The sequence below is a fragment of the Streptomyces sp. NPDC096012 genome (assembly GCF_040426375.1).
GTDB lineage: Bacteria > Actinomycetota > Actinomycetes > Streptomycetales > Streptomycetaceae > Streptomyces.
Window position 1 is genome coordinate 21,000 of the sequence record NZ_JBEOTD010000043.1, and the last position, 21,940, is coordinate 42,939.

Here is a 21,940-nt window from a genome sequence, read left to right on the forward strand (position 1 = left end):
CCGTCGCGGTATTCAGGTGGTCCAGTCTCTCGGGGCAGGCGGGCCGGACGTGCACACCGGTCCCCCTCAGACCTTCCGTCATCCGCCCCGCCCGGACCAACGGAAGCGGGCCGACCGGGTGAGACGGACTCCGGCACACCCCCGAGGCCGATGCCGGCCGGCAACAGTCGCGGGAGACATCCCGCCCCGTGTCCATCCCATCGCCGGCCCTCACCGGCCGTCAGGCGAGGCGACCCCGCACCCCACCCATCCCGTCCACCAACCTTCACACGAGGCAACCCCCACCCCGCCCACGCCACCCACACGCCGTCACACGAGGCGCTCTCAGCCCACGCCCGTCCGTCCACCAGCCGTCGCGCCGCCGAGGGCCGGCCCCGTCCCACCCACGCGGTGCACCCCGGCCGCCGCGTCACTGCGGCGCCCCGCCCGCGACGAGTAACCGCCTGAGCAGCAGCGTCAGTTGATGTGGGAGGCTTGGGCCAGTCGCTGACGGAGCCGGGGCCGTCACGGTCGCGAGAGGAGCGCAGCGTGCCACAGGACAGCGTCCAGGCCGCGAACATCGACACCAGCAAACCGCATCCCGCGCGGATCTACGACTACCTCCTGGGCGGCAAGGACAACTACGAGGTGGACCAGCGGGCGGCCGACGAGCTGGCCGCCGCGGCACCCGAGGTGCGGATGGGGGTGCGGGCGAACCGCGCCTTCCTGCACCGCGCCGTCCGGCACGTCGTCAGCAACGGCATCCGGCAGATCCTGGACATCGGCACGGGGCTGCCCACCTCGCCGAACGTGCACGAGGTCGCGCAGGCGGCGGCGCCGGACGTGCGGGTCGCCTACGTCGACAACGATCCGATCGTGGCCGCCCACGGCAACGCACTGCTCAGCCGCTCGGGTACGACCAGCATCGTGCTCGGCGACCTGCGCGATCCGCACGCGGTCCTGGGCCATCCCGGGGTCCGCGACATCATCGACTTCGACCGGCCGGTCGCCGTGCTCCTCGTGGCCGTCCTCCACTTCCTCACGGACGCCGAGCGTCCCGCCGAGGTCGTCGCCACCCTTCGCGACGCGCTGCCGGCCGGCAGCTGTCTCGTGCTGTCGCACGCCACCGGCGACTTCGCCGACCGCCGCGCCGCCCAGGCCGTCTACAACAAGGCCAGCGCCTCCCTGAACCTCCGCTCCCGCGCCGAGGTCGAGCGGTTCTTCGACGGCTTCGAACTGATCGAACCGGGTGTGGCCCAGGTCCCGTTCTGGCGGCCGGACACCACACCGCCGCCCCGGTCCGAGGAAATCGGCTTCTACGGTGGCGTGGCGTTCAAGACCGCCTGAACCGAACCGAACCGAACCGAACCTGTGCGACCGCGCGCCCGGTCTAGAGCCGGGCGCGCCACGCACTCCGGGCGCCGCACACCCGCACACCCGTTCCACGCCTCCACGCCTCTAAGCGAGTTGGTGTTCCACCGCCTGCCCCGGGTGCCGGCGTCGTTCGTGGGTGTGCTGCTGGTCGGGGGTCTGGCCGCCTGGGATCCGGAAGGCCCGCACTGCGCCGAGCACGCCGGGCCGTTCGCGCACGGGTCTCCGTGGGACGCCGCCGACGTCAGCCTTGACCGGGCCCTTTCCGGCTACGGTGTCCACCTGCCCAAGGGGGCCGACGACATCGCTTGACTGCGCACCTCACCCGGACGGTCACCCCGGGCGCACCTCACCCGGCTTGTGGTGCATCGTAGGAGAACCTGTACCCGGCGAAGTCAGCGACATGGACGTATCCGATGCGCTGGTAGAGGGCGTTGCTGGTGGGGTTGGCCGGGTCCGTGAACAGGACGACGTCCGTCGCCCCCGCGGCCAGCGCGGCCCTGCTCACCTCGGCCGTCACGGCCGCCGCGTAGCCGCGGCCGCGGAGGTGGGCGGGGGTGTAGACGGGGTCCACCCGGACCATGCCGCCGACGACCGAGGTCGCGGCCGCCATCGAGGCGGGGGTGCCGTCCGGGGTCTCCCAGAACGTGAAGTGCCTGTCGCCGAAGCGCGAGTCGTCCCAGGAGCCGGCGTCGATCAAGTCGATGGAAGACTGCTCCCCTACGTCGACGCAGAACTCACGGCACCAGCGCACGACTTGCTCACGGTCTTTACCGCCCGTGATGCGTCCATGGCCCGCCGGGGGCGGCTGCTGCGGGGTGAGCGTGCCGAGACGGTAGAGATGCGTCCGCCAGTAGGGTACCGGCGCCGCGCCCGTGGTCCGCTGCCATGACTCGGCGAAAGCACCGGCGGTGTCATGGTCCGCGATGACGGTGGAGGGAGAGTGGCCGAGGCCCGCCAGGTGAGCAGCGAGGGTGTCCGCCTGCTCGCCGGAGAGGGGTGTGAGGCCCAGGCGGCCGCGCGAAGTGAGATAGAAGATCGCACGGACCTGACCTTGTGCTTCCAGTCGGCCGAAAACGGCGGCAGCGGCGTCGCGTTCGGCCGCCCTGCCTCTCCGCAGTTTCTCGATGTCCGTCAGCGGCGTGTTGTGCAGGGCGGGGCGCGAGCACAGGAAGTCACCGGCTCGGGCGAGGAAGTCGTCGACGTCTTGGGTGAGGTGCCAGTCATCCGGGAGCATGCTTCATGGTCCCGGATGTCCTCGGCTCGTGGAGCACTTATGACTCCTCACAAGATGAGCTTTCTGGATCGCCGGGAGTGACGGTGTGTCAGTTCTCGTTGACGCCGGCCGAAGAGGGTGCGAACCAGTCGAGACCAGGAAGACCGCTGTCAGACCGTGGGAGATCGACGACGAGTTGTGGGCGCGCATCACGATCGCGCTGCTGCACTGGTTCCGCCGCGGCGTATCCGCTGGGAGATCCGCGACGGCATCCATCACGCGTTCGTCACCCTGGGCCGCGCCGTCATCTGCTGGCGACGACTGCGCACCACACCCTGTCGAGAGCAAGGGCAACGATGCGCCCCAGGGGATGACCTGCTCGACGCGTCGGAACGCATACGTGGCCAGTCCGGCCCCCCAGCCTCACATCCGGGATCTCAGCACGTCGACCTCACAGCCTGGCGCGAAGGGGTCGAAGCCGTGCTCGACCAGCCAGCGAACTCCCAGCAGGCTTCGCAACGACCACCACGCGTGGATCACGTCGAGGTCGACGTCCGTGCCATAACCGGCGATGACGTCGTCGAGGTGCTCCTCGTGTCCGAGCGTCAGGGTAGCGAGGTCGAACAGGGCATCACCCCGGCCCGCCTCGGACCAGTCGATGATGCCCGTGACCTCGTCGCCGTCGACGAAGACGTGATCGATCTGCAGGTCGCCGTGCGTGAACGCCGGAGTCCACGGCCGGAGCGCGGCCTCGGCGACCTGGCGGTTGCGGGCGACCAGGTCGGCGGGCAGGACGCCGTTCGTCACGAGCAACTCGCACTCGCCGTCGAGTTCCACCACCAACTCGTCGGGACTCCGACGGCGACGGCCGGCCCAAGGCGGCAACGGCGCTTCGTGCAGCTTCCGGATGGCGGCGCCCGCGGCGGCCCACGCCGCCGACGCCCCGGCCGACGGCTCACCGAGACGGCCGAGCACCGCCCCCGGGAGTGCGGCGAGCGCGAGCACGGGCTCCTTGCGCCATAGGACCTCTGGGGTCGGGACCGGCGCGAGGGACATCGCCTCGACCTCGACGTCGATGCGCGCCTGGTCGGCGTCCACCTTCAGGAACACGTCGCCGACGCGCAGAGTCGCGCGCTCGGAATGGGCGACGACGACTTCGACCTTGTCCATGGGCGCCCAGTATCCCGGCATTGACGCCGCCGCGGCGACGTCGGCGATCGTGGGCCGGCGGGCGCCCCGGGACCTGGTCATGCTCCCGTCCTCCCCCATCCGCCGCCCGTGAAGCCCGGGACCCCGACGCGGCGAAGGACGAGCGGCCTGACCGCGGCGCCGGACAAGGCCCCCCACACACACGCATACGGCGCCGGGCAGCCGTCCCGACGCGGTGCAGGACAGGCCACCGCGACGCGGCGCGGACAGGCCGGCCCGACGTGGCGCGGGCCGGGCGCCGCCGCGGCGGCCCGGGCCCCGACCCGGCGCGGGACACGCCGTCCCGGCGCGGTGCAGGTGCGGTCCGGACGCGAGAGAAGCGTGGTGTTCGCGCGGGATCACCGGGCGGACGCGGTCTCCGCTTGGTGCGGTTCGCGCGATGGTGCGACGCTGGGTGGAGAGGTGTCCGGCGAGGGGATCGCAGGAGGTCGGATGGGACGGGACGTCCCGGCGCTCGTCTTCACCCGCGAGGACCGCCGCCGGTACCGGATCAAGATGCAGGAGTGCCTCGACGCGCTGGCGCAGATGCTGCGCGAGGAGCGGTTCGAGTCCGAGCGGCCGCAGGTCGGCCTGGAGATCGAGCTGAATCTGGTCGACGACGACGCCGAGCCGGCGATGTGCAACAGCGATGTGCTGGAGGCGATCTCGGATCCCGCCTGGTCCACCGAGCTGGGCCGGTTCAACCTGGAGATCAACGTCCCGCCCCGGCGGCTGACGGCGGGCGGCCCCGACGCCTGGGAGTCAGAGATCCGTGCCGCGCTCAACCACGCGGACGGGCGGGCCCGTTCGGTCGGCGCCCGGCTGATCACGGTCGGGATCCTGCCCACGCTACGGCAGCACGACATCGGCGAGGGAGCACTGTCGGAGAACCCGCGCTACCGGCTGCTCAACGACCAGGTGTTCGCGGCCCGGGGCGAGGACCTGCGTATCGAGGTGGACGGCGTCGACCGGCTGCGCACGTACGCGGACACCATCACCCCGGAGGCCGCGTGCACCAGTACGCAGTTCCATCTTCAGGTGTCGCCGGAGGAGTTCGCTCCGTACTGGAACGCGGCGCAGGCGATCGCCGGTGTCCAGGTGGGGCTGGCGGCGAACGCGCCGTTCCTGTTCGGCAAGGAGCTGTGGCACGAGACCCGCATCCCGCTGTTCGAGCAGGCCACCGACACCCGCCCGGAGGAGATCAAGGTGCAGGGGGTACGGCCCCGGGTGTGGTTTGGCGAGCGGTGGATCAACAGCGTCTTCGACCTGTTCGAGGAGAACCTGCGCTACTTCCCGGCTCTCCTCCCGCTGTGCGACGAACAGGACCCGGCGGAGACGCTGGACCGCGGTGACACCCCCGAGCTGGGTGAACTCACCCTGCACAACGGCACCATCTACCGCTGGAACCGCCCGGTCTACGCCGTCGCCCACGACGTACCGCACATCCGGGTGGAGAACCGGGTGCTGCCCGCGGGCCCGACCGTCGCCGACACCCTCGCCAACGGGGCCTTCTACTACGGGCTCACCCGGGTGCTGGTGGAGGAGGACCGGCCGGTGTGGTCGCGGATGTCCTTCGCGGCCGCCGAGGACAACCTGCACACCGCGGCCCGCAACGGCATCGACGCGCTGCTGTACTGGCCCGGGATGGGTGAGGTGCCGGTGCCGGAGCTGGTGCTGCGGCGGTTGCTGCCGCTCGCGCACCGCGGCCTCGAACAGTCCGGCATGGACGCGGCGTGGCGGGAGCCGCTGCTGGGGATCATCGAGCAGCGATGTGTGACGGCGCGCAACGGAGCTGTGTGGCAGAAGGAGATGTTCCACCATCTCGAAGCATCCGTGCACGCCGGCCGCCACGAGGCACTGAGGCGGATGACGCAGCTGTACATCGACTACATGCACCTCAACGCCCCGGTGCACACCTGGCCGGTCGACTGATCAACGCCCCGGTGCACACCTGTCCGGGCGACCGAGCCGGTCCGCGGCGCCTGCAGGTCCACCGGAAGGTGTCTACCGCGCTCCCGGACACGGCCCGGCATCGGGCAGGTGGGTCTTCGCCCACTCGGCGAGTTCCTTCAGCGCGGGCTCCAGTGCGGCTCCGGCTCGGGTCAGCCGGTACGCGACGCGCAGCGGCGGGCCTTCGTCGACCTCGCGCAGGACGAGGCCGGCGGCGCCGAGTTCCGCGAGCCGGTCGGCCAGCATGCGCTCGCTGATGCCGGGGACGGCTCGGCGCAGATCGGTGAAGTACGCGGGCTGCTCCACCAGGACGGACACGATGGGGCCGCTCCAGCGCTTGCCGAGCAACTGGAAGACGCGGGTGATGCCCTCGTCCACCCGCTTGCATGCCGCGCTGTCGTGGTTCTGGTCCACCGCCATGTGATCAGGGTACTACCCCGACGTAGGCGACTGAAAAAAAGTAAGTCCCTGTGTTATCAATAGTTCAGTACGAAAGTTCAGCCCCTTGCTCAGGCGCCGGGCTGCCCCCTGCGCTGTCTGGAGACACACATGGCCACCCTGCTGCACATCGACTCCTCCGCGTTCCCCACCGAGGCGTCGGCCTCGCGCGCCGTGACCGCGGCCTTCCGCTCGCACTGGCAGGAGCAGCACCCGGACGGCACGATCGTCTACCGGGACCTGGCCGCCGAGCCCGTCCCGCACATCACGGCCGACGCACACACCGCCGGCTTCGCCGGACCCGACTCCCACACGCCCGAGCAGGCGGCCGCCTTCGCCGGGCGGGTGCGCCTGATCGAGGAACTGGAGGCGGCCGACGCGGTGCTGATCGGGGCGCCGATGTACAACTTCGCGATCCCCTCGACCCTCAAGGCCTGGCTGGACAACGTGATCCTCGTCGGCCGCACCGCCGGCGAGACCCAGTCCGTGAAGGGCACCCCGGTGATCGTCGTCGCCAGCCGGGGCGGCTCGTACGCACCGGGCACGCCGCGCGAGCCGTACGAGTACGTGCAGAACTACCTCACGGCCGTGTTCGCCGACTTCCTGGGCATGGAACTGGAGTTCATCGTCCCGGAACTGACCATGGCCCCGCACAACCCGGCGATGGCCGAACTGGTCACGCTGTTCGAGGCCTCCCGTGACCGCGCGCTGGAGGAGGCGGCCGAGAAGGCGAAGCGACTGGCGGCCTGAGGCCTCGCCGCGCCCCGGCGGCCGCTGCCTCGGCCACCGACGTCCGCCCGCTCGTCCCGGGGTTGCGTACGATTCGGGACGGCTCGGCCGACGCGGCACCATCCGGCGTGGACAGGAGGACCATGACCACACTCGAGACGGCGGCTGCGGCGCGGACGTTGCGCGCCGCCTACGAGACCGCCTCGGCGGTCGTCGCGGACCTGGATGACGAGGAGTCGTGGCGGCCGACCGGCTGCACGGGCTGGGCGGTCCGCGACCTCGTCCTCCATTGTCTGCAGGACGCCCAGCGCGGCCTGGTCGCCCTGCACACGCCCGCCGACGAGCCCACCGACCGGGACGCGGTGACGTACTGGCGGGACTGGCGGCCGGGCTCCGCCGGGGCGGCGAACGGCCGCCGCTGGGCCCGGGTGAGCGCGAGCATGTTCCTCGACTTCGGTCAGTTGCGGGAGCTCTACCTGGAGACGCTGGCGGCGGTCGTGCACGCGGCGCGGGCGGCCGATCCGGCGCGCCGGGTGGCGACGCAGGGGCACGTGCTGACGTCCGGCGACCTGATCACGACCCTCGCGGTCGAGGCGACCGTCCACCACCTCGACCTGACGGTGGGACTCCCGCTCGCCCCGGGGCCCTCGCCCGAGGGACTGGCCGCCGTGCGCACCACCCTGGACGGGCTGCTCGGCACGGCCGCCCCGCCGGAATGGAGCGACGCGCACTACGCACGCGTGGGCACCGGACGGACCCCGCTCACCGACGTCGAACGGGCCGCCCTCGGCCCGGCCGCCGACCGGTTCCCCTTGTTCGGGTGAGCTCCGGGGTTCCGGTGTGGTCCGGGGCTCCGGTGACCTCCGGTGTGGTCCGGGGCTCCGGTGACCTCCGGTATGGTCCGGGGCTCGGGTGACCTCCGGTATGGTCCGGCGCGTCACCGCCGCACGCCCAACGTGGGGACACGCACGCACGACACCTGCGCGGTGCGGGGCACGCCGGTCGCGTTGATGGAAACCTGCGCCCCATGAGCAACCCTCCCGGCACCAACAGTCGCCCCGCGCAGACCCCTCCCAGCATCGACAGTTACGTCGACCGGGTCACGGCCGGCCCCGGCGGAGCGATGACCGACGAGGTCGGCGTCATCACCGGCGATCTCACCGTGGCGACCTTCCTCCAGTCCGACGGACACAGCGTGCGGGTCACCATCCAGCACTCCGGCGGCGACACCTGGTACACCCTGTCCGGCAGCCCCGCTCCGGTGCCGGCCGGCCAACTCGCGGCGTACCACCGGGATCTGCTGGGCCGTATCCGCCGGGGTGGCGGTACCCGCGCCAGCTGACCGGGAGGAGCGGAACGGAGGCGGCCGTCGAGCCGTCGACGGGTCCCGTCGAGCCGACGACCGGTCCCGTCGCGGCCCGGCCGGGCTCATCGCCCCCGCAGCCGGTCCGCGCCGGGCCGGCCGGGTGCCCGGTCCCGGCCGGCCGCCGGTCCGCGTCGCGGTTCCGAGGGCTTCGGCGGACTCGTGTGCACCGGACGCCCCGCTTGCGGGCGCCGGCATGAGGCCGCCCCCGGCAGTACGCCGCCCCTGACGGACGGTCAGCAGCACGGCTGGGCACCGCAAGAGCGGCGTGAGACGCGAACTCGCGGGTAACCAGAGATGTCATGAACGCGTTGAGGAAGCGGTCGCAGAAGCCGCTGCACGGGCAGGACGGCAGGCCGCCGTCCTCTGCCGTCACCGTCGTCGTCGCCGCCGGCCCAAGGAGGTAGCCGTGCTGTTCCTGGTCGTCGCCCTGCTCCTGCTGGGCATCGTGGTGGGCTCGGCGGCCTATCTCCCCTGGCCGGTCACGCTGGTGCTCGGTGCGCTCATCGCCGTCTGGCTCCTGGTCTTCTCGGGACGCGAGCGGCGGCGCCGCAACCGGACGAGGAGGGCCTGACGATGCGACTGACCGCGCCCCCCTCGCGCCGGACGGGCCGGCGTGACACCGAAGGCATGGCGGTGGCCTCCTTCGTCCTCGGACTCGTCGGGCTGCTCGTCCTCAATCTCGTCCTCGGCCCCATCGCCATCGTGCTGGCGATCATCGCCCTGCGCCGGGACACGCCACGCCGGTTCCGCGCCCTCCTGGGACTGGGACTGGGCGTGGCGGACCTGGTCGTGCTCGCCGTCCTGGCGTCCGCCCAGGGAACGGCGTCCTGGTCGGTCTGGGGCGGCTGAACACGCCGAGGCCGGCCGCACCGGGTTTCGGCACCCGCCCGCGGGGGAGTCGGTGCGCGTGGATGCGTACGGGCCCGGGCAGGCTGGTCGCGCCCCCGCGCCGCGAGCGGGCCGACCGGCCCGGACACCCGCGCGCGGGGCCTGCCGCGCCGATGCCCGGCGACGGGCACGGGTACACGTGCGGCCCGGCGCCCGGGACCGCCGCCGCGGGGCCCCGGGCCGGTGAAGCCGTCCGCGCCGGGCGCCGCCCGCGTCGCCCGGCTGCGCTTCGACGGCTGGATCGCCGGCATCGGCACGGCCTCCGGTACCCGGGTGGTGGTGGGCCACTGGCCCCGCTCGCCCTTCGGTGCGTTCAGCGACGTGATGATCGAGCGTGCGGACGGCCACCGCCTGCTGCTCGCCCCGACCCGGCGCACGGCCGACTTCATCGCCGGCACCTATGCCTTCGACGAGGTGCGCGTGGTGCCGGTACGGGTTCACGTCAGCGCACACCGGTGGGCGGTCACGGCCGGTTCGCTGCTCGACGTGCGCCTCGTGGTCGGCCGCCGGAACGTGCCCGGTTCGGTGCTCAGGGCGGTACCCGACGCACTGGCCGCCCGGACCTGCTGGTCGGCGCTGATCGACCCGGGGGCCCGTCTGCTGCTCGGCGTTCGGACCCGCGGAAGCGCCGGTGGCGGCCGGCGCGAGTGGTACGGCGCGCGCGACGTGCACCGGATCGTCGCGGCGAGCGCCGTCCACGAGGGACGGGACCTCGGCTCCCTCGCCCCGGTCGAACCCGCCGTGCGGTTCGGTTTCGGCTCGACGCCCCGCAGCCCCTGCCTGGTACGCGTCACGACGACGGTGAGCACACCCCGCGCACCCCGCGCACCCCGCGCGCCCCGCGCACTCCGCGCACTCCGCGCGCCCTGGCGCGAACGACGCCCACGCCCGAACACAGCAAGGAGACCCACCATGAACGGTCCGTCGCGGTCCGGTACGCCTGGTTCCGAGTCCACCGGGGGCACCGACATGAAGCTGCTCGGCATCTACCTCAACGACCACCTCGCCGGCGCCACGGCCGGAACCCAGCGCGCCGGGCACCTGGCGCGTGCCACCCGCGGTTCCGAGCTCGGCCGGGCCATGGCTCCGGTCGCGGCCCAGATCGACGAGGACCGCGCGGCGCTCCTGGACATCATGCGGGACCTGGACGTCCCGGTGCGCCACTACAAGGTCCTGGCGGGCTGGACGGTTGAGAAGGCAGCCCGGCTGAAAGCGAACGGCAACGTGATCCGGCGCTCGGCGCTGAGCACCGTGCTGGAACTGGAGGCGCTGCGGCTGGGGGTGGAGGGCAAGGCGGCCGGATGGACGACACTGCGCAGGCTCAGTCCTACCGACCGGCGCCTGGATCCCGAGCTGCTCGACACCCTCCTGGAACGGGCGCGGCGCCAGCAGGAGACCGTCGAGGAGTGGCGCGTGCGCGAGGCCGACTCGGCACTCCACACCGACGGCAGGAGGGCGGCCTGATCATGCGACCGGGGCGGCACCTCGACCAATGGCGGCTCCCCCGACCGCCGGGGGCGAGGGAAGCGACCTCCGACAGGGGCGACGCCCTCGACAGGGGCGGCTCCCCGACCGGAACCGGTGGAAGCGACCCGGTGGAAGCGAACCGGCGGCACGTTGATCACGCCGCCTCCGGCACGGCGCAGCGGTCAGAGGTGCGCAACCGGGGTGACGCCCGGAACGGGGACACCGGCACGCCCGTCGACGGCTCGGTCCTCGGCGCGGACCTCGCCACCATCCGCTCTCGCGGCGGCGACGTGATCCCCTCCCCCGGCGGATACGCCGCCGACAACGGCGGCACCGAGATCGCCGACAGTCGCACGGACGTGGGCGCCGTCGCCGCCGCAGACCGCCCCGTCCGCCTCGCGGACCGGCCGGTGCGGGCAGTCATGCGGGCAGTCCCTCCCCCTGAAGCCCGACACCGCGCACACGCTGAGCGGCCGGGTGCGGGGCCGGACGCCTACCTAGGCCTCAGCGGGGGGGGGGGGGGAGCCAGGGCCGGCGCCTGGACGCCGGCCTCGTCGTGGTCGAAGAAGCTGACGGTGCCGTTCGCCCCCGGCGCCTCGGGCACCGCCACCGTGTACGTCCACGGCTGGTACGGGCGGGGCGGCGTGTACGCGGACGACCTGGCCGTCTCCTGACCGCCCGCCCGGCCGACCGCGGCGCGGCCGGTGCCGTCCGGGGTCACCGGGTGGGGCCGGCCGCGCTGATCTGTCCCAGCGTGGATTCGGGGTCGTACTCCAGGGCCACGTCGCCCAGGGCGATGATCCCGACCACGCGTCCGTCGTCGACGACCGGCAGCCGGCGCAGCGCCTTGCCGCGCATCAGCTGCACGGCACGGTCGACGTCGTCGTCCGGGGCCACGGTGACCAGCTCGCTGCTGCACGCCTCGGCCACCGTCCGTGCGCTGACGTCCCCGCCCTCGGCGAGGATCCGCACGGTGAGGTCCCGGTCGGTCACCAGTCCGCGCAGCCGGTCCCCGGCGCAGACCAGGACCGCGCCTATGTCCTCGTCGCGCATGCGGGCGGCGACCTCCCGGACCGGTGTCTCCGGTCCCACCGCGACCGGATTGCAGGTCATGATGTCGCGGACCGCCTGCGCCATGCACCCCTCCACGTCCCTCACCCGAACGGACTCGTGGAGGCGGATACCCCGGATACGGCCGGATAGCTCGTCCGGACGCGGACGGGGCCGCTCGGCCGCGTCCCGACCCGGCACGGCGGCGCCGCCTTTCGTAGGCTGAAAGGGCCCGATCCTCCTTCCGGGAGGCTGCCGCAGGCGGGAGACGGTCGTGATCGAACTGGCGGCGGTGTTCGCCGTCGCGGGAGCGGCCAGCAACGCCGTGGGCACCGCGTTCCAGCGCAAGGCGGCCTCGGCCAGCAGTCGCGGTGGGATCCGGTTGCTCGCGGAGCTGGTGCGCCGGCCCTACTGGATCATCGGGATGGCCGGCGTGATCTGCGCCGCGCTGTTCCAGAGCCTGGCCCTGGTCAACGGCCCGCTCGCGCTGGTCCAGCCGCTGTTCATCCTGGAACTGCCCTTCGCGCTGCTCGTCGCCGCGCCGCTGATGCACCGGCGGCTGCCCCGCTCGGGCTGGTGGGGCGTCGGCGGCTGTGTGGCGGGGCTCGCGGTCCTGCTCATCGCGGCCGCCCCGCACGGCGCCACCGATTCAGCGCCGCTCGGCCGGTGGATCCCGGCCCTGAGCCTGTGCGTCGGCGGGATGGCCGTGGCGGTGCTGCTGGCCTGCCGGGAACGCTCCCCGGCCCGGCGCGCCGCGCTGCTCGCGGCCGCCTCCGCGACGGGCAACGCCCTGACCGCCGCCCTCCTGAAGTCGGCCAGCGGCACGTTCGCCGACCAGGGCTTCACGGCGTTCGTGCGGTCCTGGCAGACGTACGGCTTCGCGCTCGCCGGCGTCGCCTCCGTGCTGCTGCTGGAGAACGCGCTGCAGGCCGGTCCGCTGGCCGCGGCCCAGCCCGCGCTGACCATCGGGGACGCCGTGGTCAGCCTGACGCTGGGCATCACCCTCTTCGACGAGCGCATCCGCACCGGGTGGTGGCTCGTGCCGCAGGCGTGCGGGGCCCTGCTGATCCTCGTGGGCGTGGTGGTCCTCAGCCGTGCCGTCCAGCGCATCGTCGTGCTGCCGGTCCCGGCCGAGGAACGGAATCCGGCGACGTGAGCGGCCCGGGAAACGGCGGCCGGCGTGAGCGGCCGCCCCGCCGGGGACCGTCACCGCTCCGGACGGACCGGATGCCCGCTCATGTCCGAGACCCGGCCGGGACGGGACCGGTCGACCCGGGACTCCTCCGGCTGCCCTGCCGCCTCCGCCCGAGCGGGTGCACGGAGCCTGGACGGGAGAGCTATGATCACCATAGTTGTTGAAAGTGAAACTACAGGGATGGGAGGTGGGTTCCGGTGAGCAACACCGAGACGAGGCCCGCCGAGATGCGGTGCGGCTCCCCCGCCGGAGAGGCCCGGCCCGACCGGGCGGCCCGGGTCGAGGTCCTCACCCCCCGCGACGTCCCGCTCGGCGGCCCCCGCGCGATGACGGTACGCCGCACCCTCCCCCAGCGGACCCGCAGCCTGATCGGCGCCTGGTGCTTCGCCGACCACTACGGCCCCGACGACGTCGCCCGCAGCGGCGGCATGGATGTCGCCCCGCACCCGCACACCGGGCTGCAGACGGTGAGCTGGCTGTTCAGCGGGGAGATCGAGCACCGGGACAGCCTGGGCAGCCACGCCCTCGTACGGCCCGGTGAGCTGAACCTGATGACCGGCGGGCACGGCATCAGCCACTCCGAGGTCTCCACGCCCGGCACGACCGTGCTGCACGGGGTGCAGCTGTGGGTGGCGCTGCCCGGGGAACACCGGGACACCGCACCGGACTTCCAGCACCATGTGCCCGAGCCGGTGTGCCTCGACGGTGCCGCGCTGCGGGTGTTCCTGGGCTCTCTCGCCGGAGCGGTCTCCCCCGTGCGGACGTTCACCCCCCTGCTCGGTGCCGAGATCGTCCTGGAACCGCGCGCCGCCCTCACCCTCGCCGTCGACCCCGGCTTCGAGCACGGCGTCCTCGTCGACCGGGGCGAGGTCCGCGCCGCCGGCACCGGTCTGCTGCCGGCCGAGCTCGGCCATGTGCCCGACGACCGCGACACCCTCGCCCTCGTCAACGAGTCGGACGACACCGCCCGCCTCGTCCTCCTCGGTGGACCACCCTTCGGCGAGGAGATCGTGATGTGGTGGAACTTCGTGTGCCGGTCGCACGCGGAGGTCGTACAGGCGCGTGCGGACTGGATGACCGGGACGCGTTTCGGTGAGGTGAAGGGCTACGACGGGCAGCGCCTGCCCGCACCCGAACTGCCGCACGTACCGCTGAAGCCCCGGGGAAGAATGCGCTGACCTGGAGACGCAGAAGCCCGTACCGGCACTTCGGGATCGCCTGCCCCATTGCTGAGGCGCGGCGCCGGAGACACGACGGCATCCCCCGACTCCAGGTGGCGCTCGTAGAGCTCGTCAAACGTCGAGCCTGCTTGGCGGTTGTCGATCGGGCCACGTCCGAGAGCGTGCCGTTCGCCGCGCGGCCCGAGGAGAACCGGCCTCGGCGACTGCCGCCCGGCCCGCCGGAGCCCTCGTCGGACGTGTCAGGAAGGCGGGCAACCGAACCAGTTCACCGTGCCGTTACCGGTGGTGTAGCCGAGACATCTGATGGTCTTGTTGTGCAGGGTCTCGGTCCGGTCGACCCCTCCGAAACGCCCGCCGAGCCGCGGCCCGGACCGCGTCGTGGCAGTGCCCCGGGCGGCCCGTTCCGCGGATACGGCCCGCGGTTCAGCCGGGTCGGAAGAATGCGAGCATTCTCCGGCCGGCGTCCGGCGCCGCCAGGATCTCCTGGACGTGCGCCGACTGCCGGGCGGCAGCGCTGGTACGTGCGAACATCTCGCGTTCGTATTCTTTGACGGCGGCGGGAAGGTCGTCCGGGTGCGCGGCCAGCGCGAGGCCGAGCAGGGCACCGTCGAGCAGCGCCATGTTGGCGCCCTGGCCCACCGGCGGCATCAGGTGCGCGGCATCGCCGAGCAACGTCACGTCCGGCCTCGACGTCCAGGTCATGCCGACCGGGAGAGCGCTGATCGACCGTGGCAGGACCGTGTCGTCACAGGCCGCGATCAGTGCGGTGAACCGTGGGTCCCAGTCGCTGAACAGGTCGATCAGCCGCACCCGGGCTGCGGCGGGGTCGCCGAACGGGATCCCGGCGGTCGCCGGCCAGTCCTCGGCAGTGTGGTGGAAGCCCAGGTAGACGCGCACGCGGCCGTCGCCGTTCCGCTGCGCCGACAGGGATCGCCCGTCGCCGAGCACCCAGTAGTTGCCGCGCCCGACCATCTCCGCGAGGTCGGGGTGGGTGCGGTCGATGTCGGGAATCCCGAGCTCGACGACGTTGTGGCCGGTGTGCGCGGGCCGGGCGTCGGTGAGCAGCGCGCGGACCCGGGACTCCGCGCCGTCGGCGCCGACCAGCAGGTCGTACGGCGCACTGCTGCCGTCGGCGAAGTGCAGCAGGCCATGGCCGGCGGACTCGAACATGTGCCCCCAGCGCACCGCGTGTTCGGGGAGGGAGTCGAGCAACAGGTCGCGCAGATCCGCACGGTCGACCTCAGGTCGCTCGAGCGGGGCGTCGTCGGGCGTGTCCTCCCGCAGCAGCAGAGTGCCGTCCGGTTCGAGAAGTCGCAGGTCCTGGCCTTCACCACGGGCGATCGCGTGGAACCGGTCGATCAGGCCGGCCTCGCGCAGCGCCCGCTGCCCGGTCCCGGAGTGCAGGTCGAGCATGCCGCCCTGACCCCGCGCGCCACGCGAGGACTCCCGTTCGTACACGACGGCATCGATGCCGTGCACGTGCAGCACCCGGGCCAGGGCCAGACCGCCCAGTCCGGCGCCGACGATGGTGATGGTCATGGTTGCCCCCGCTGCGCCGAACGCCCTCGCCTGCTCGTACTTGCCCTTGCCTGCTCGTGCTTCTCCCGCCTCGGTGGGTGGAGTGTTCACCGGCGGAGCCGCGGCGCGAGTACCGTACGCACGGCCCTGGCCACCTTGCTCGCGGCGGAGCCGTCGTCGGCTTCGGGTTCCGGTTCCAGCACGCGCTGGATCTGCAGCAGCAGCTGGTTGGTCGACCGCCAGACCGGGACGAACATGCCGGCTACCGGCCCGGCGCCCCGGACCGGGCCGCCGGACAGCTCGGTGACCTGCCTCGCGGCCGTCACCGTGGCCGGGTCCCGCAGGATCAGGTGCACCTCGTCGTCGACCAGCCGGATCTCCATCTTGCGGGCGGCGGCCTCCTCCGGGTTCGCGTCCGTGGTCGTCTCCGGATCCAGTTCGTCGATCTTGGCGGCCACGGCGTCCGGGTCGACCCCGAGTTCGCGCAGCACCCTGGCCGCCATGCTGTTCTCGGCCCGCAGCATCGCCTCGAGCAGGTGATGGCTGCCGACCGGTGCCCCGCCGGCCAGCGCGCTGGCGGTGGACACGGTGTCCTCGGTGGCGGGTGTGCCGGCCGGCCATGGGCCGGCCGCGACGACGTCCTGCGATCCCTCCAGTGCGGCCAGCACCGCGGCCCGGATCTTGCCGACCGGATCGATCCGCTCGGCGAGGACCTTCGCGCCGACTCCCTGACCGGCCCCGGCGATCAGGGCGAGCAGGATGTGTTCCGTACCGATGTACGTGTGGTGCAGCCGCTGCGCCTCGCGCAGGGCGAGGTCCAGCGTCTTCTTCGCGCTCGGCGCGAACGGGATGTGGCCGCTCAGCTCGCGGGTGCCGGGCTTGGCCATCGCTGCGACATCGGCCTGTGCCGTCTCCTTGTCGTACCCGAGCCCGTGCAGGACTTTCGCCGCCGTGGTGTCCGGCGCGTCGAGCAGCCCCAGCAGGATGTGCTCTGTGCCGATGTGGTCGTGCCGGAGCAGCCGCGCCTCCTCCTGAGCCGTGACGACCACCTTGCGGGCTTCCCCTGTGAACCGTTCGAAAGGCATGCTTCCATGGTGCCAACCCTGTCAATACACTGCTATTGACAGGGTCAGGGTGATGAAGGGAGGGTGTGATGGGGACACCGTCGGGCTGGGAGGACCGGCTCGCGCGCTGGCAGAGCGAGCTGGAGCTGTTCGAGCAGCTGGACGAGACGCCGTGGGTCACGCTGGCCAAGGCGGAAGCGGAGACCGGCGTTTCCCGCTCGGCCCTGCGTTCCTGGTACCGCAACGGGGAGATCCGGTCCCGGCTGGTGGACGGCCCGAACGGGCCGCAGCGCCTGGTCCAGCTGGACGCGGTGATCGCACGCGCCGCCGCGTCACCGCGGATTCAGCGCAGGGCGGAGCGAGAGGTCAGCCTGGAAGCACAGGTCGCCCTGCTACGGCACCGGGTCGACCAGCTCGAGCTGCGGCTGGCCGCGCTGGAGCAGAAGTGACCGGCGCGAGCGGTGCGTCGAGCACGGCTCCGGGCACGGCGGCGCTCGGGGCAGCTGGAGGCAGGGGCCCGGGCCCGGCTCTCGCGACGGGCCGCGGGCCGGTCTTCGGTCAGCGCACCAGGCAGGGGCGGCGGGCGTCGAACTTCCAGTCGGGGACCAGGTATTGCATGCCTACGGCGTCGTCCCTCGCCCCGAGCGCCTTCGTCCGGTAGAGCTCATGGGCCGCGAGGAGGCGGTCCATGTCCAGGGTGACGCCCAGGCCGGGGGCGTCGGGGACGGAGATCTCGCCGTCGACGATGCGCGGTGGGGCGGTCGTCAGGCGTTCCAGGCCTTCCTGCCATATCCAGTGCGTGTCGAGGGCGTTGCAGGGGCCGGGGGCCGCGGCGCCGCAGTGGGTGACCATGGCGAGGGAGATGTCGAAGTGGTTGTTCGAGTGGCAGCCCCAGGTCAGGCCCATCGCGTTGCACAGCTGGGCCACGCGCACCGAGCCCTGCATGGTCCAGAAGTGCGGGTCGGCCAGCGGGATGGAGACCGACTGCAGGGCCAGGGCGTGGGTGAGCTGGCGCCAGTCGGTGGCGATCATGTTGGTCGCGGTGGGCAGGCCGGTCGCGCGCCGGAACTCGGCCAGGATCTCCCGCCCCGAGTAGCCGCCCTCCGCCCCGCAGGGATCCTCGGCATAGGCGAGGGTGCCGACGAGGGGCTCGCACAGCTCGACGGCCTCCCGCAGGGACCAGGCGCCGTTCGGGTCGAGGGTGATCCGGGCCTCGGGGAAGCGGTCCTTCAGCGCCCGTACGGCCTTGACCTCCTCGGCGCCTGCCAGGACTCCGCCCTTGAGCTTGAAGTCGCGGAAGCCGTACAGGTCGTAGGCTGCCTCGGCCCGGCGCACGATCGACTCGGGTGTCAGGGCCTCCTCGTGCCGCAGGCGGTACCAGTCGACCTCGCAGTCGGGTTCGCGGAGGTACTCCAGGTCGGTCCGGCCGGGGTCGCCGACGTAGAAGAGGTACCCCAGCACGCGTACGCTGTCGCGCTGTTGACCGTCGCCCAGGAGGGCCGCGACCGGTACGCCGAGGTGCTGGCCCAGCAGGTCGAGCAGCGCCGACTCGACGGCGGTGACCGCGTGCACCGTGGTGCGCAGGTCGAAGGTCTGGGCTCCGCGGCCACCGGAGTCACGGTCGCCGAAGCGGTCTCCGATCGCGCGCAGGACCCGCTTGTAGTCGCCCAGCTTCGCGCCCAGGACGAGGGGTTCGGCGTCGCGGAGCGTCTGGGTGATCTTCTCGCCGCCGGGCACCTCTCCCAGTCCCGTGCGGCCCGCGGAGTCCGTGAGGACGACGATGTTGCGGGTGAAGTACGGGCCGTGGGCGCCGGAGAGGTTCAGCTCCATGCAGTCACGGCCGGCCACGGGGTAGACGGCGAAGCGGGTGACGGTCGGCTGGTTCATGGTGGTCACGGTTCCCTGTGTGTGCGGTGGTCTGGTCGGTGGTCAGGGGCTGAGGACGTCGAGGGCCCGCTCCCCCACCAGGACGCCGCCGGGTCCGAGGACCGCCGGAGCGAAGGACAGCGGCAGACCGCCCCACAGCGGCTTCGCCCCGGTGACCCGTACCAGGGTCAACGCGACCGCCACGAGGGGCGGCGCGACGAAGCCGTCGGGTTTGAGCCGGGTCATCAGGAACGGCACCACCAGGACGCCGGTCCCGACTACGAGGAGAGGCAGGGCGGTTCCCCTTCGGACTGTCGAACTCCGCATGCGGTGGCCGAGGGGTGCCGCGCGATGCGGCTGCGCCGCTCTCTCCCGGTCACGAGGCGGCAACCAGGGTCAGGCCGGTGTCGAGGAGTTTCGTCAGTTCCGCGAGGTCGGCCGGGCCGGGGTCGGTGAGCGGGGCGCGCACGGGGCCGACCGGCAGGCCGCGCAGCCGGGCGGCGGCCTTGACGAGCGAGACGGCGTATCCGGGGACCCGGTCGCGCAGTTCGACCAGCGGGACGTAGAAGTCGCGCAGCAGCGTGGTCACCACGGCGTCGTCGCCGTCGCGCAGAGCGGTGAAGAAGGCGCCGGCGATCTCGGGCGCGAAGGCGTGCACCGCCGACGAGTAGGCGGGGACGCCGACGGCGGCGTACGCGCGGGCCTGGACCTCGGCGGTGGCGGCGCCGTTGAAGAAGAGGAAGCCGTCGGGTGCGGCGAGGGTGAGGCGCTGGAGCCGGTCGAGGTCGCTGTGGCCGTCCTTGAGGCCGACGACGTTCGGGATGCCGGCGATCCTACGGAGGCCGTCGACGGTGAAGGCGACCTGGCCGCGCTGGTAGGCGATGAGGGGCAGTGACGTGCCGGCGGCGACCTGGCGGAGCTGCTCGACCAGCCCGTCCTGCGGGGCCGCGACGAGATAGTGCGGCAGCACCAGCAGGGCGTCGGCGCCGGCCTCCTCGGCTATCCGGGCGAACCGGCGGGCCTGCGCCCAGCCGTAGCCGACGCCCGCGACCACGGGAAGCCGCCCGGCGGCGACCTCCACGGTGGCCTCGATCACCGCGCGGTACTCGTCCTCGTCCAGCGAGAAGAACTCCCCGGTGCCGCAGGCGGGGAAGACCGCGCCCGGAGCGGCGGCCAACTGGGCGGCGAGATAGGCCCGGTAGGACTCCAGGTCGAGGACACCGTCCTCGCCGAAGCTCGTGAGCGGGAAGGCGAGCACCCCGCCCGCCATGCCTTCGCGCAGCCGCCGGACGGTGCCTTCGGCCTTCACACTGATCCCCGCCATGAACCCTGTCTCCATATGTGGACGTCGTCTGCGTATGGGAATGGAGGCTAGGCTGGCGGACGGCGGAGGTCAATGGGGGCCGGTGTGACAGGTCACCCGAACGCCCAGGCCGCGGGCAGGCCGGCGGAGACGGGGCGTCGTCGCCGATCCCTGCGCGACCTCGCGACGCCAGGGGTACGCAACTAGGATCGGTCGGGGCGCACCAGCACAGCGCCGTGGACGCCACGAGGAAGACCCGCGGCCGGTCACCCGCAGGAGGTTCGCTGTGGCGACGCTGCTGTCCGTCAACGTGGGTATGCCGAAAGACGTCTCCTGGCAGGGCAGGACCGTCCGCACCGGGGCCTGGAAGTCACCCGTGCACGGGCCCCGGATGGTGCGACGGCTGAACGTCGACGGGGACGGCCAGGGAGACCTGGCCGGGCACGGCGGTGACATCCGTGCCGTCCTCGTCTACCAGGTGCAGTCCTACCGCTACTGGGAGAAGTACCTCGGCCGGGACGACCTGGGCTTCGGGATCTTCGGGGAGAACTTCACCGTCGACGGGTTGCCGGACGACGACGTGTGCATCGGCGACCGGTACCGCATCGGCGAGGCCGAGTTCGAGGTCACCCAGCCGCGTGTCACCTGCTACCGCGTCGGCATGCGGCTGGGCGAACCGGCCATGGCCGCGTTGCTGGTCGCCCACCACCGTCCGGGCTTCTACCTGCGCGTCCTCACCGAGGGACGCGTGCAGGCCGGGGACGAGATCACCCTGACGCGCAGGGGCCCCGGGGAACTCAGCGTGGCCGACACCGACGCACTGCTCTACCTCCCCGGCCGCGACCCCGCGAAGCTGCGCCGGGCACTGCGGATCTCCGCGCTCAGTCCCGGCTGGCAGCGGTCCTTCCGGGAACTCGCCGCCACCACGGCCCCGCGGCGGGAACCGGAGGCGCCGGGCGGGCCCGGCACCCGGCGGCCGGAAGAGGAGCAGGGATGGCCGGGCTTCAAGACCATGCGCGTCGCCCGCATCGTCCCCGAGACCCCCACCGTCTCGTCGATCTACCTCGACACCACCGACGGCACCGCGCTGCCCGCGGCCCGCGCGGGCCAGTACCTCTCCGTCCGCCTCACCGCCGGCGACGCGGGTCCGACGGTGCGCAGCTACTCCCTGTCCTCGGCGCCCTCGGCCGGCACCTACCGGATCAGCGTCAAGCACGAGGCCCACGGGCAGGTCAGCCGGTACATCCACGACACGCTGCGCCCCGGGGACCTCGTGGACATCGCCAGCCCCCGCGGAACGTTCGTGCTCGAAGAAGGCGCACGACCGGTCGTCCTCGCCTCCGCGGGGATCGGCGCCACCCCCGTGCTCGCCATGCTCCACCAGCTCGCCGCCCTGCACGACCCGCGCCCCGTCTGGTGGATCCACGTCGCCCACGACCGTGCGCACCACGCCTTCGCCGACGAGGCCCACGCGCTCCTGGCCCGGCTCCCCGACGCCCACGAGCACATCTTCTACACCGCCGAGACCGCCGAGGAGCACGGCGAACGCCCCGTCACCGCCGGGCGTCCGACCGCCTCCTCGCTCGCGGACATGGGCCTGCCCACCGACGCCGACGCCTACCTCTGCGGGCCGACCGCCTTCATGGACGAACTCGGCGGCCGGCTGCACGACCACGGCCTGCGCCCCGAACGCATCCACATGGAGCGGTTCGGCTCGCTTCCCGCCGTCAACCCCGGTGTGACACCCACGGCCACCGCCCGGCCGCACCGGCCGCCCGGCCCACCGGGCACCGGTCCCCTCGTCACCTTCGCCCGCAGCGGCGTCACCACCCGGTGGTCCCCGGCCCACGCGACGCTCCTCGGTCTCGCCGAGGCCTGTGACGTACCCACCCGCTGGTCCTGCCGGACCGGGGTCTGCCACACGTGCGTCACCCAACTGCTGTCGGGCGACGTCGCCTACACGACACAGCCTCTGGAACCTCCCGGCCCCGGCACCGTCCTCGTCTGCTGCAGCGAGCCGGCCGGCGAGGTCGTCCTCGACCTCTGAGGCGCCGGCGAGCGTCCGGGACCGGGCACGGCGTCGCCGGGCCCCGAGCCGTCGGTGACCGCGCCCTGGGACCCCTCGGATGACCAGGATCGGAACACACGGCTGACCGGCTTCGCGATCCTCG

Annotated in this window: 23 protein-coding genes and 1 pseudogene; 15 read left to right on the forward strand and 9 right to left on the reverse strand. The window is 72.7% G+C overall.

What is annotated here, in order from left to right; all coding sequences use genetic code 11:
• Window positions 1-528: 528 nt before the first annotated feature.
• Together ABVB68_RS30825 and ABVB68_RS30830 are read left to right on the forward strand one after the other, a co-directional pair.
• Window positions 529-1,326, forward strand: a complete 798-nt coding sequence (locus tag ABVB68_RS30825) for an SAM-dependent methyltransferase (protein ID WP_353604463.1) — start codon at window positions 529-531, stop codon at window positions 1,324-1,326.
• A 120-nt stretch (window positions 1,327-1,446) separates the two neighbouring features.
• Complete coding sequence (locus ABVB68_RS30830; RefSeq protein ID WP_353604464.1) at window positions 1,447-1,662, forward strand: hypothetical protein; 216 nt, start codon at window positions 1,447-1,449, stop codon at window positions 1,660-1,662.
• Between the two features lie 37 nt (window positions 1,663-1,699).
• Here the strand turns inward: ABVB68_RS30830 and ABVB68_RS30835 are convergent, their stop codons facing one another.
• A complete protein-coding gene (locus ABVB68_RS30835; protein ID WP_353604465.1) occupies window positions 1,700-2,587 on the reverse strand; it encodes a GNAT family N-acetyltransferase in 888 nt (295 codons plus the stop codon).
• 402 nt (window positions 2,588-2,989) lie between these two features.
• Window positions 2,990-3,736 (reverse strand): phosphotransferase family protein, encoded by a 747-nt coding sequence (locus ABVB68_RS30840; protein ID WP_353604499.1) that lies wholly within the window; start codon window positions 3,734-3,736, stop codon window positions 2,990-2,992.
• A 471-nt stretch (window positions 3,737-4,207) separates the two neighbouring features.
• Here ABVB68_RS30840 and ABVB68_RS37050 point away from each other — a divergent pair, with 471 nt between their 5' ends.
• A complete protein-coding gene (locus tag ABVB68_RS37050) occupies window positions 4,208-5,686 on the forward strand; it encodes a glutamate-cysteine ligase family protein (protein WP_503006382.1) in 1,479 nt (492 codons plus the stop codon).
• A gap of 72 nt (window positions 5,687-5,758) precedes the next feature.
• Here the strand turns inward: ABVB68_RS37050 and ABVB68_RS30850 are convergent, their stop codons facing one another.
• On the reverse strand, window positions 5,759-6,124 hold the full coding sequence (locus ABVB68_RS30850; protein WP_353604466.1) for a winged helix-turn-helix transcriptional regulator: 366 nt from the start codon (window positions 6,122-6,124) through the stop codon (window positions 5,759-5,761).
• Window positions 6,125-6,253: 129 nt separating this feature from the next.
• Between ABVB68_RS30850 and ABVB68_RS30855 the strand changes: the two genes are divergently transcribed.
• The 8 genes and pseudogenes from ABVB68_RS30855 to ABVB68_RS30890 all read left to right on the forward strand — a co-directional run bounded on the left by ABVB68_RS30855 (window position 6,254) and on the right by ABVB68_RS30890 (window position 11,266).
• Entirely contained in the window at window positions 6,254-6,892 is a 639-nt protein-coding gene (locus tag ABVB68_RS30855; RefSeq protein WP_353604467.1) for an FMN-dependent NADH-azoreductase, read from the forward strand.
• A 122-nt stretch (window positions 6,893-7,014) separates the two neighbouring features.
• Window positions 7,015-7,695 carry a maleylpyruvate isomerase N-terminal domain-containing protein gene (locus tag ABVB68_RS30860; protein WP_353604468.1) on the forward strand — a complete coding sequence of 227 codons (681 nt, stop codon included), beginning with the start codon at window positions 7,015-7,017 and terminating at the stop codon, window positions 7,693-7,695.
• A gap of 203 nt (window positions 7,696-7,898) precedes the next feature.
• Entirely contained in the window at window positions 7,899-8,213 is a 315-nt protein-coding gene (locus tag ABVB68_RS30865; protein WP_353604469.1) for a hypothetical protein, read from the forward strand.
• Window positions 8,214-8,643: 430 nt separating this feature from the next.
• Window positions 8,644-8,808, forward strand: coding sequence for a hypothetical protein (locus ABVB68_RS30870; RefSeq protein ID WP_353604470.1), 165 nt, complete (start codon window positions 8,644-8,646; stop codon window positions 8,806-8,808).
• A gap of 2 nt (window positions 8,809-8,810) precedes the next feature.
• Entirely contained in the window at window positions 8,811-9,086 is a 276-nt protein-coding gene (locus ABVB68_RS30875) for a DUF4190 domain-containing protein (protein WP_353604471.1), read from the forward strand.
• Between the two features lie 222 nt (window positions 9,087-9,308).
• Window positions 9,309-9,944, forward strand: a pseudogene (locus ABVB68_RS30880) (hypothetical protein); the annotation flags it as partial.
• Between the two features lie 93 nt (window positions 9,945-10,037).
• Window positions 10,038-10,589, forward strand: coding sequence for a hypothetical protein (locus ABVB68_RS30885; RefSeq protein WP_353604501.1), 552 nt, complete (start codon window positions 10,038-10,040; stop codon window positions 10,587-10,589).
• Between the two features lie 131 nt (window positions 10,590-10,720).
• Window positions 10,721-11,266 (forward strand): hypothetical protein, encoded by a 546-nt coding sequence (locus ABVB68_RS30890; protein ID WP_353604472.1) that lies wholly within the window; start codon window positions 10,721-10,723, stop codon window positions 11,264-11,266.
• A gap of 43 nt (window positions 11,267-11,309) precedes the next feature.
• On the opposite strand, the gene ABVB68_RS30895 is transcribed toward ABVB68_RS30890, so the two are convergent.
• A complete protein-coding gene (locus ABVB68_RS30895) occupies window positions 11,310-11,729 on the reverse strand; it encodes a CBS domain-containing protein (protein ID WP_353604473.1) in 420 nt (139 codons plus the stop codon).
• A 187-nt stretch (window positions 11,730-11,916) separates the two neighbouring features.
• Here ABVB68_RS30895 and ABVB68_RS30900 point away from each other — a divergent pair, with 187 nt between their 5' ends.
• Window positions 11,917-12,798: a DMT family transporter gene (locus tag ABVB68_RS30900; protein WP_353604474.1), complete on the forward strand. Its 882-nt coding sequence runs from the start codon at window positions 11,917-11,919 to the stop codon at window positions 12,796-12,798.
• Window positions 12,799-13,034: 236 nt separating this feature from the next.
• Window positions 13,035-14,015 carry a pirin family protein gene (locus ABVB68_RS30905; protein WP_353604475.1) on the forward strand — a complete coding sequence of 327 codons (981 nt, stop codon included), beginning with the start codon at window positions 13,035-13,037 and terminating at the stop codon, window positions 14,013-14,015.
• 426 nt (window positions 14,016-14,441) lie between these two features.
• On the opposite strand, the gene ABVB68_RS30910 is transcribed toward ABVB68_RS30905, so the two are convergent.
• Window positions 14,442-15,557: an FAD-dependent oxidoreductase gene (locus ABVB68_RS30910; RefSeq protein WP_353604476.1), complete on the reverse strand. Its 1,116-nt coding sequence runs from the start codon at window positions 15,555-15,557 to the stop codon at window positions 14,442-14,444.
• A gap of 86 nt (window positions 15,558-15,643) precedes the next feature.
• A complete protein-coding gene (locus tag ABVB68_RS30915) occupies window positions 15,644-16,621 on the reverse strand; it encodes a Clp protease N-terminal domain-containing protein (RefSeq protein WP_353604477.1) in 978 nt (325 codons plus the stop codon).
• A gap of 68 nt (window positions 16,622-16,689) precedes the next feature.
• On the opposite strand from ABVB68_RS30915, the gene ABVB68_RS30920 reads away from it, so the two are divergent.
• On the forward strand, window positions 16,690-17,049 hold the full coding sequence (locus ABVB68_RS30920; protein WP_353604478.1) for an excisionase: 360 nt from the start codon (window positions 16,690-16,692) through the stop codon (window positions 17,047-17,049).
• 109 nt (window positions 17,050-17,158) lie between these two features.
• Here ABVB68_RS30920 and ABVB68_RS30925 read toward each other — a convergent pair whose 3' ends face one another.
• The 3 genes from ABVB68_RS30925 to ABVB68_RS30935 form a co-directional block, all read right to left on the reverse strand.
• Window positions 17,159-18,487, reverse strand: a complete 1,329-nt coding sequence (locus tag ABVB68_RS30925) for an enolase C-terminal domain-like protein (RefSeq protein ID WP_353604479.1) — start codon at window positions 18,485-18,487, stop codon at window positions 17,159-17,161.
• A 42-nt stretch (window positions 18,488-18,529) separates the two neighbouring features.
• Window positions 18,530-18,712 (reverse strand): hypothetical protein, encoded by a 183-nt coding sequence (locus ABVB68_RS30930; protein ID WP_353604480.1) that lies wholly within the window; start codon window positions 18,710-18,712, stop codon window positions 18,530-18,532.
• A gap of 130 nt (window positions 18,713-18,842) precedes the next feature.
• On the reverse strand, window positions 18,843-19,790 hold the full coding sequence (locus ABVB68_RS30935) for a 5-dehydro-4-deoxyglucarate dehydratase (protein WP_353604481.1): 948 nt from the start codon (window positions 19,788-19,790) through the stop codon (window positions 18,843-18,845).
• 265 nt (window positions 19,791-20,055) lie between these two features.
• Between ABVB68_RS30935 and ABVB68_RS30940 the strand changes: the two genes are divergently transcribed.
• Window positions 20,056-21,816 (forward strand): MOSC domain-containing protein, encoded by a 1,761-nt coding sequence (locus ABVB68_RS30940; protein ID WP_353604482.1) that lies wholly within the window; start codon window positions 20,056-20,058, stop codon window positions 21,814-21,816.
• The last annotated feature ends 124 nt before the right edge of the window (window positions 21,817-21,940 follow it).

Bases quoted from the DNA above. Each gene is read 5' to 3' on its own strand.
- ABVB68_RS30835 (WP_353604465.1), bottom strand. From the start codon at position 2,587: ATGCTCCCGGATGACTGGCACCTCACCCAAGACGTCGACGACTTCCTC.
- ABVB68_RS30840 (WP_353604499.1), bottom strand. From the start codon at position 3,736: ATGGACAAGGTCGAAGTCGTCGTCGCCCATTCCGAGCGCGCGACTCTG.
- ABVB68_RS37050 (WP_503006382.1), top strand. From the start codon at position 4,208: ATGGGACGGGACGTCCCGGCGCTCGTCTTCACCCGCGAGGACCGCCGC.
- ABVB68_RS30850 (WP_353604466.1), bottom strand. From the start codon at position 6,124: ATGGCGGTGGACCAGAACCACGACAGCGCGGCATGCAAGCGGGTGGAC.
- ABVB68_RS30855 (WP_353604467.1), top strand. From the start codon at position 6,254: ATGGCCACCCTGCTGCACATCGACTCCTCCGCGTTCCCCACCGAGGCG.
- ABVB68_RS30860 (WP_353604468.1), top strand. From the start codon at position 7,015: ATGACCACACTCGAGACGGCGGCTGCGGCGCGGACGTTGCGCGCCGCC.
- ABVB68_RS30865 (WP_353604469.1), top strand. From the start codon at position 7,899: ATGAGCAACCCTCCCGGCACCAACAGTCGCCCCGCGCAGACCCCTCCC.
- ABVB68_RS30875 (WP_353604471.1), top strand. From the start codon at position 8,811: ATGCGACTGACCGCGCCCCCCTCGCGCCGGACGGGCCGGCGTGACACC.
- ABVB68_RS30885 (WP_353604501.1), top strand. From the start codon at position 10,038: ATGAACGGTCCGTCGCGGTCCGGTACGCCTGGTTCCGAGTCCACCGGG.
- ABVB68_RS30895 (WP_353604473.1), bottom strand. From the start codon at position 11,729: ATGGCGCAGGCGGTCCGCGACATCATGACCTGCAATCCGGTCGCGGTG.
- ABVB68_RS30910 (WP_353604476.1), bottom strand. From the start codon at position 15,557: ATGACCATCACCATCGTCGGCGCCGGACTGGGCGGTCTGGCCCTGGCC.
- ABVB68_RS30915 (WP_353604477.1), bottom strand. From the start codon at position 16,621: ATGCCTTTCGAACGGTTCACAGGGGAAGCCCGCAAGGTGGTCGTCACG.
- ABVB68_RS30920 (WP_353604478.1), top strand. From the start codon at position 16,690: ATGGGGACACCGTCGGGCTGGGAGGACCGGCTCGCGCGCTGGCAGAGC.
- ABVB68_RS30925 (WP_353604479.1), bottom strand. From the start codon at position 18,487: ATGAACCAGCCGACCGTCACCCGCTTCGCCGTCTACCCCGTGGCCGGC.
- ABVB68_RS30930 (WP_353604480.1), bottom strand. From the start codon at position 18,712: ATGACCCGGCTCAAACCCGACGGCTTCGTCGCGCCGCCCCTCGTGGCG.
- ABVB68_RS30935 (WP_353604481.1), bottom strand. From the start codon at position 19,790: ATGGCGGGGATCAGTGTGAAGGCCGAAGGCACCGTCCGGCGGCTGCGC.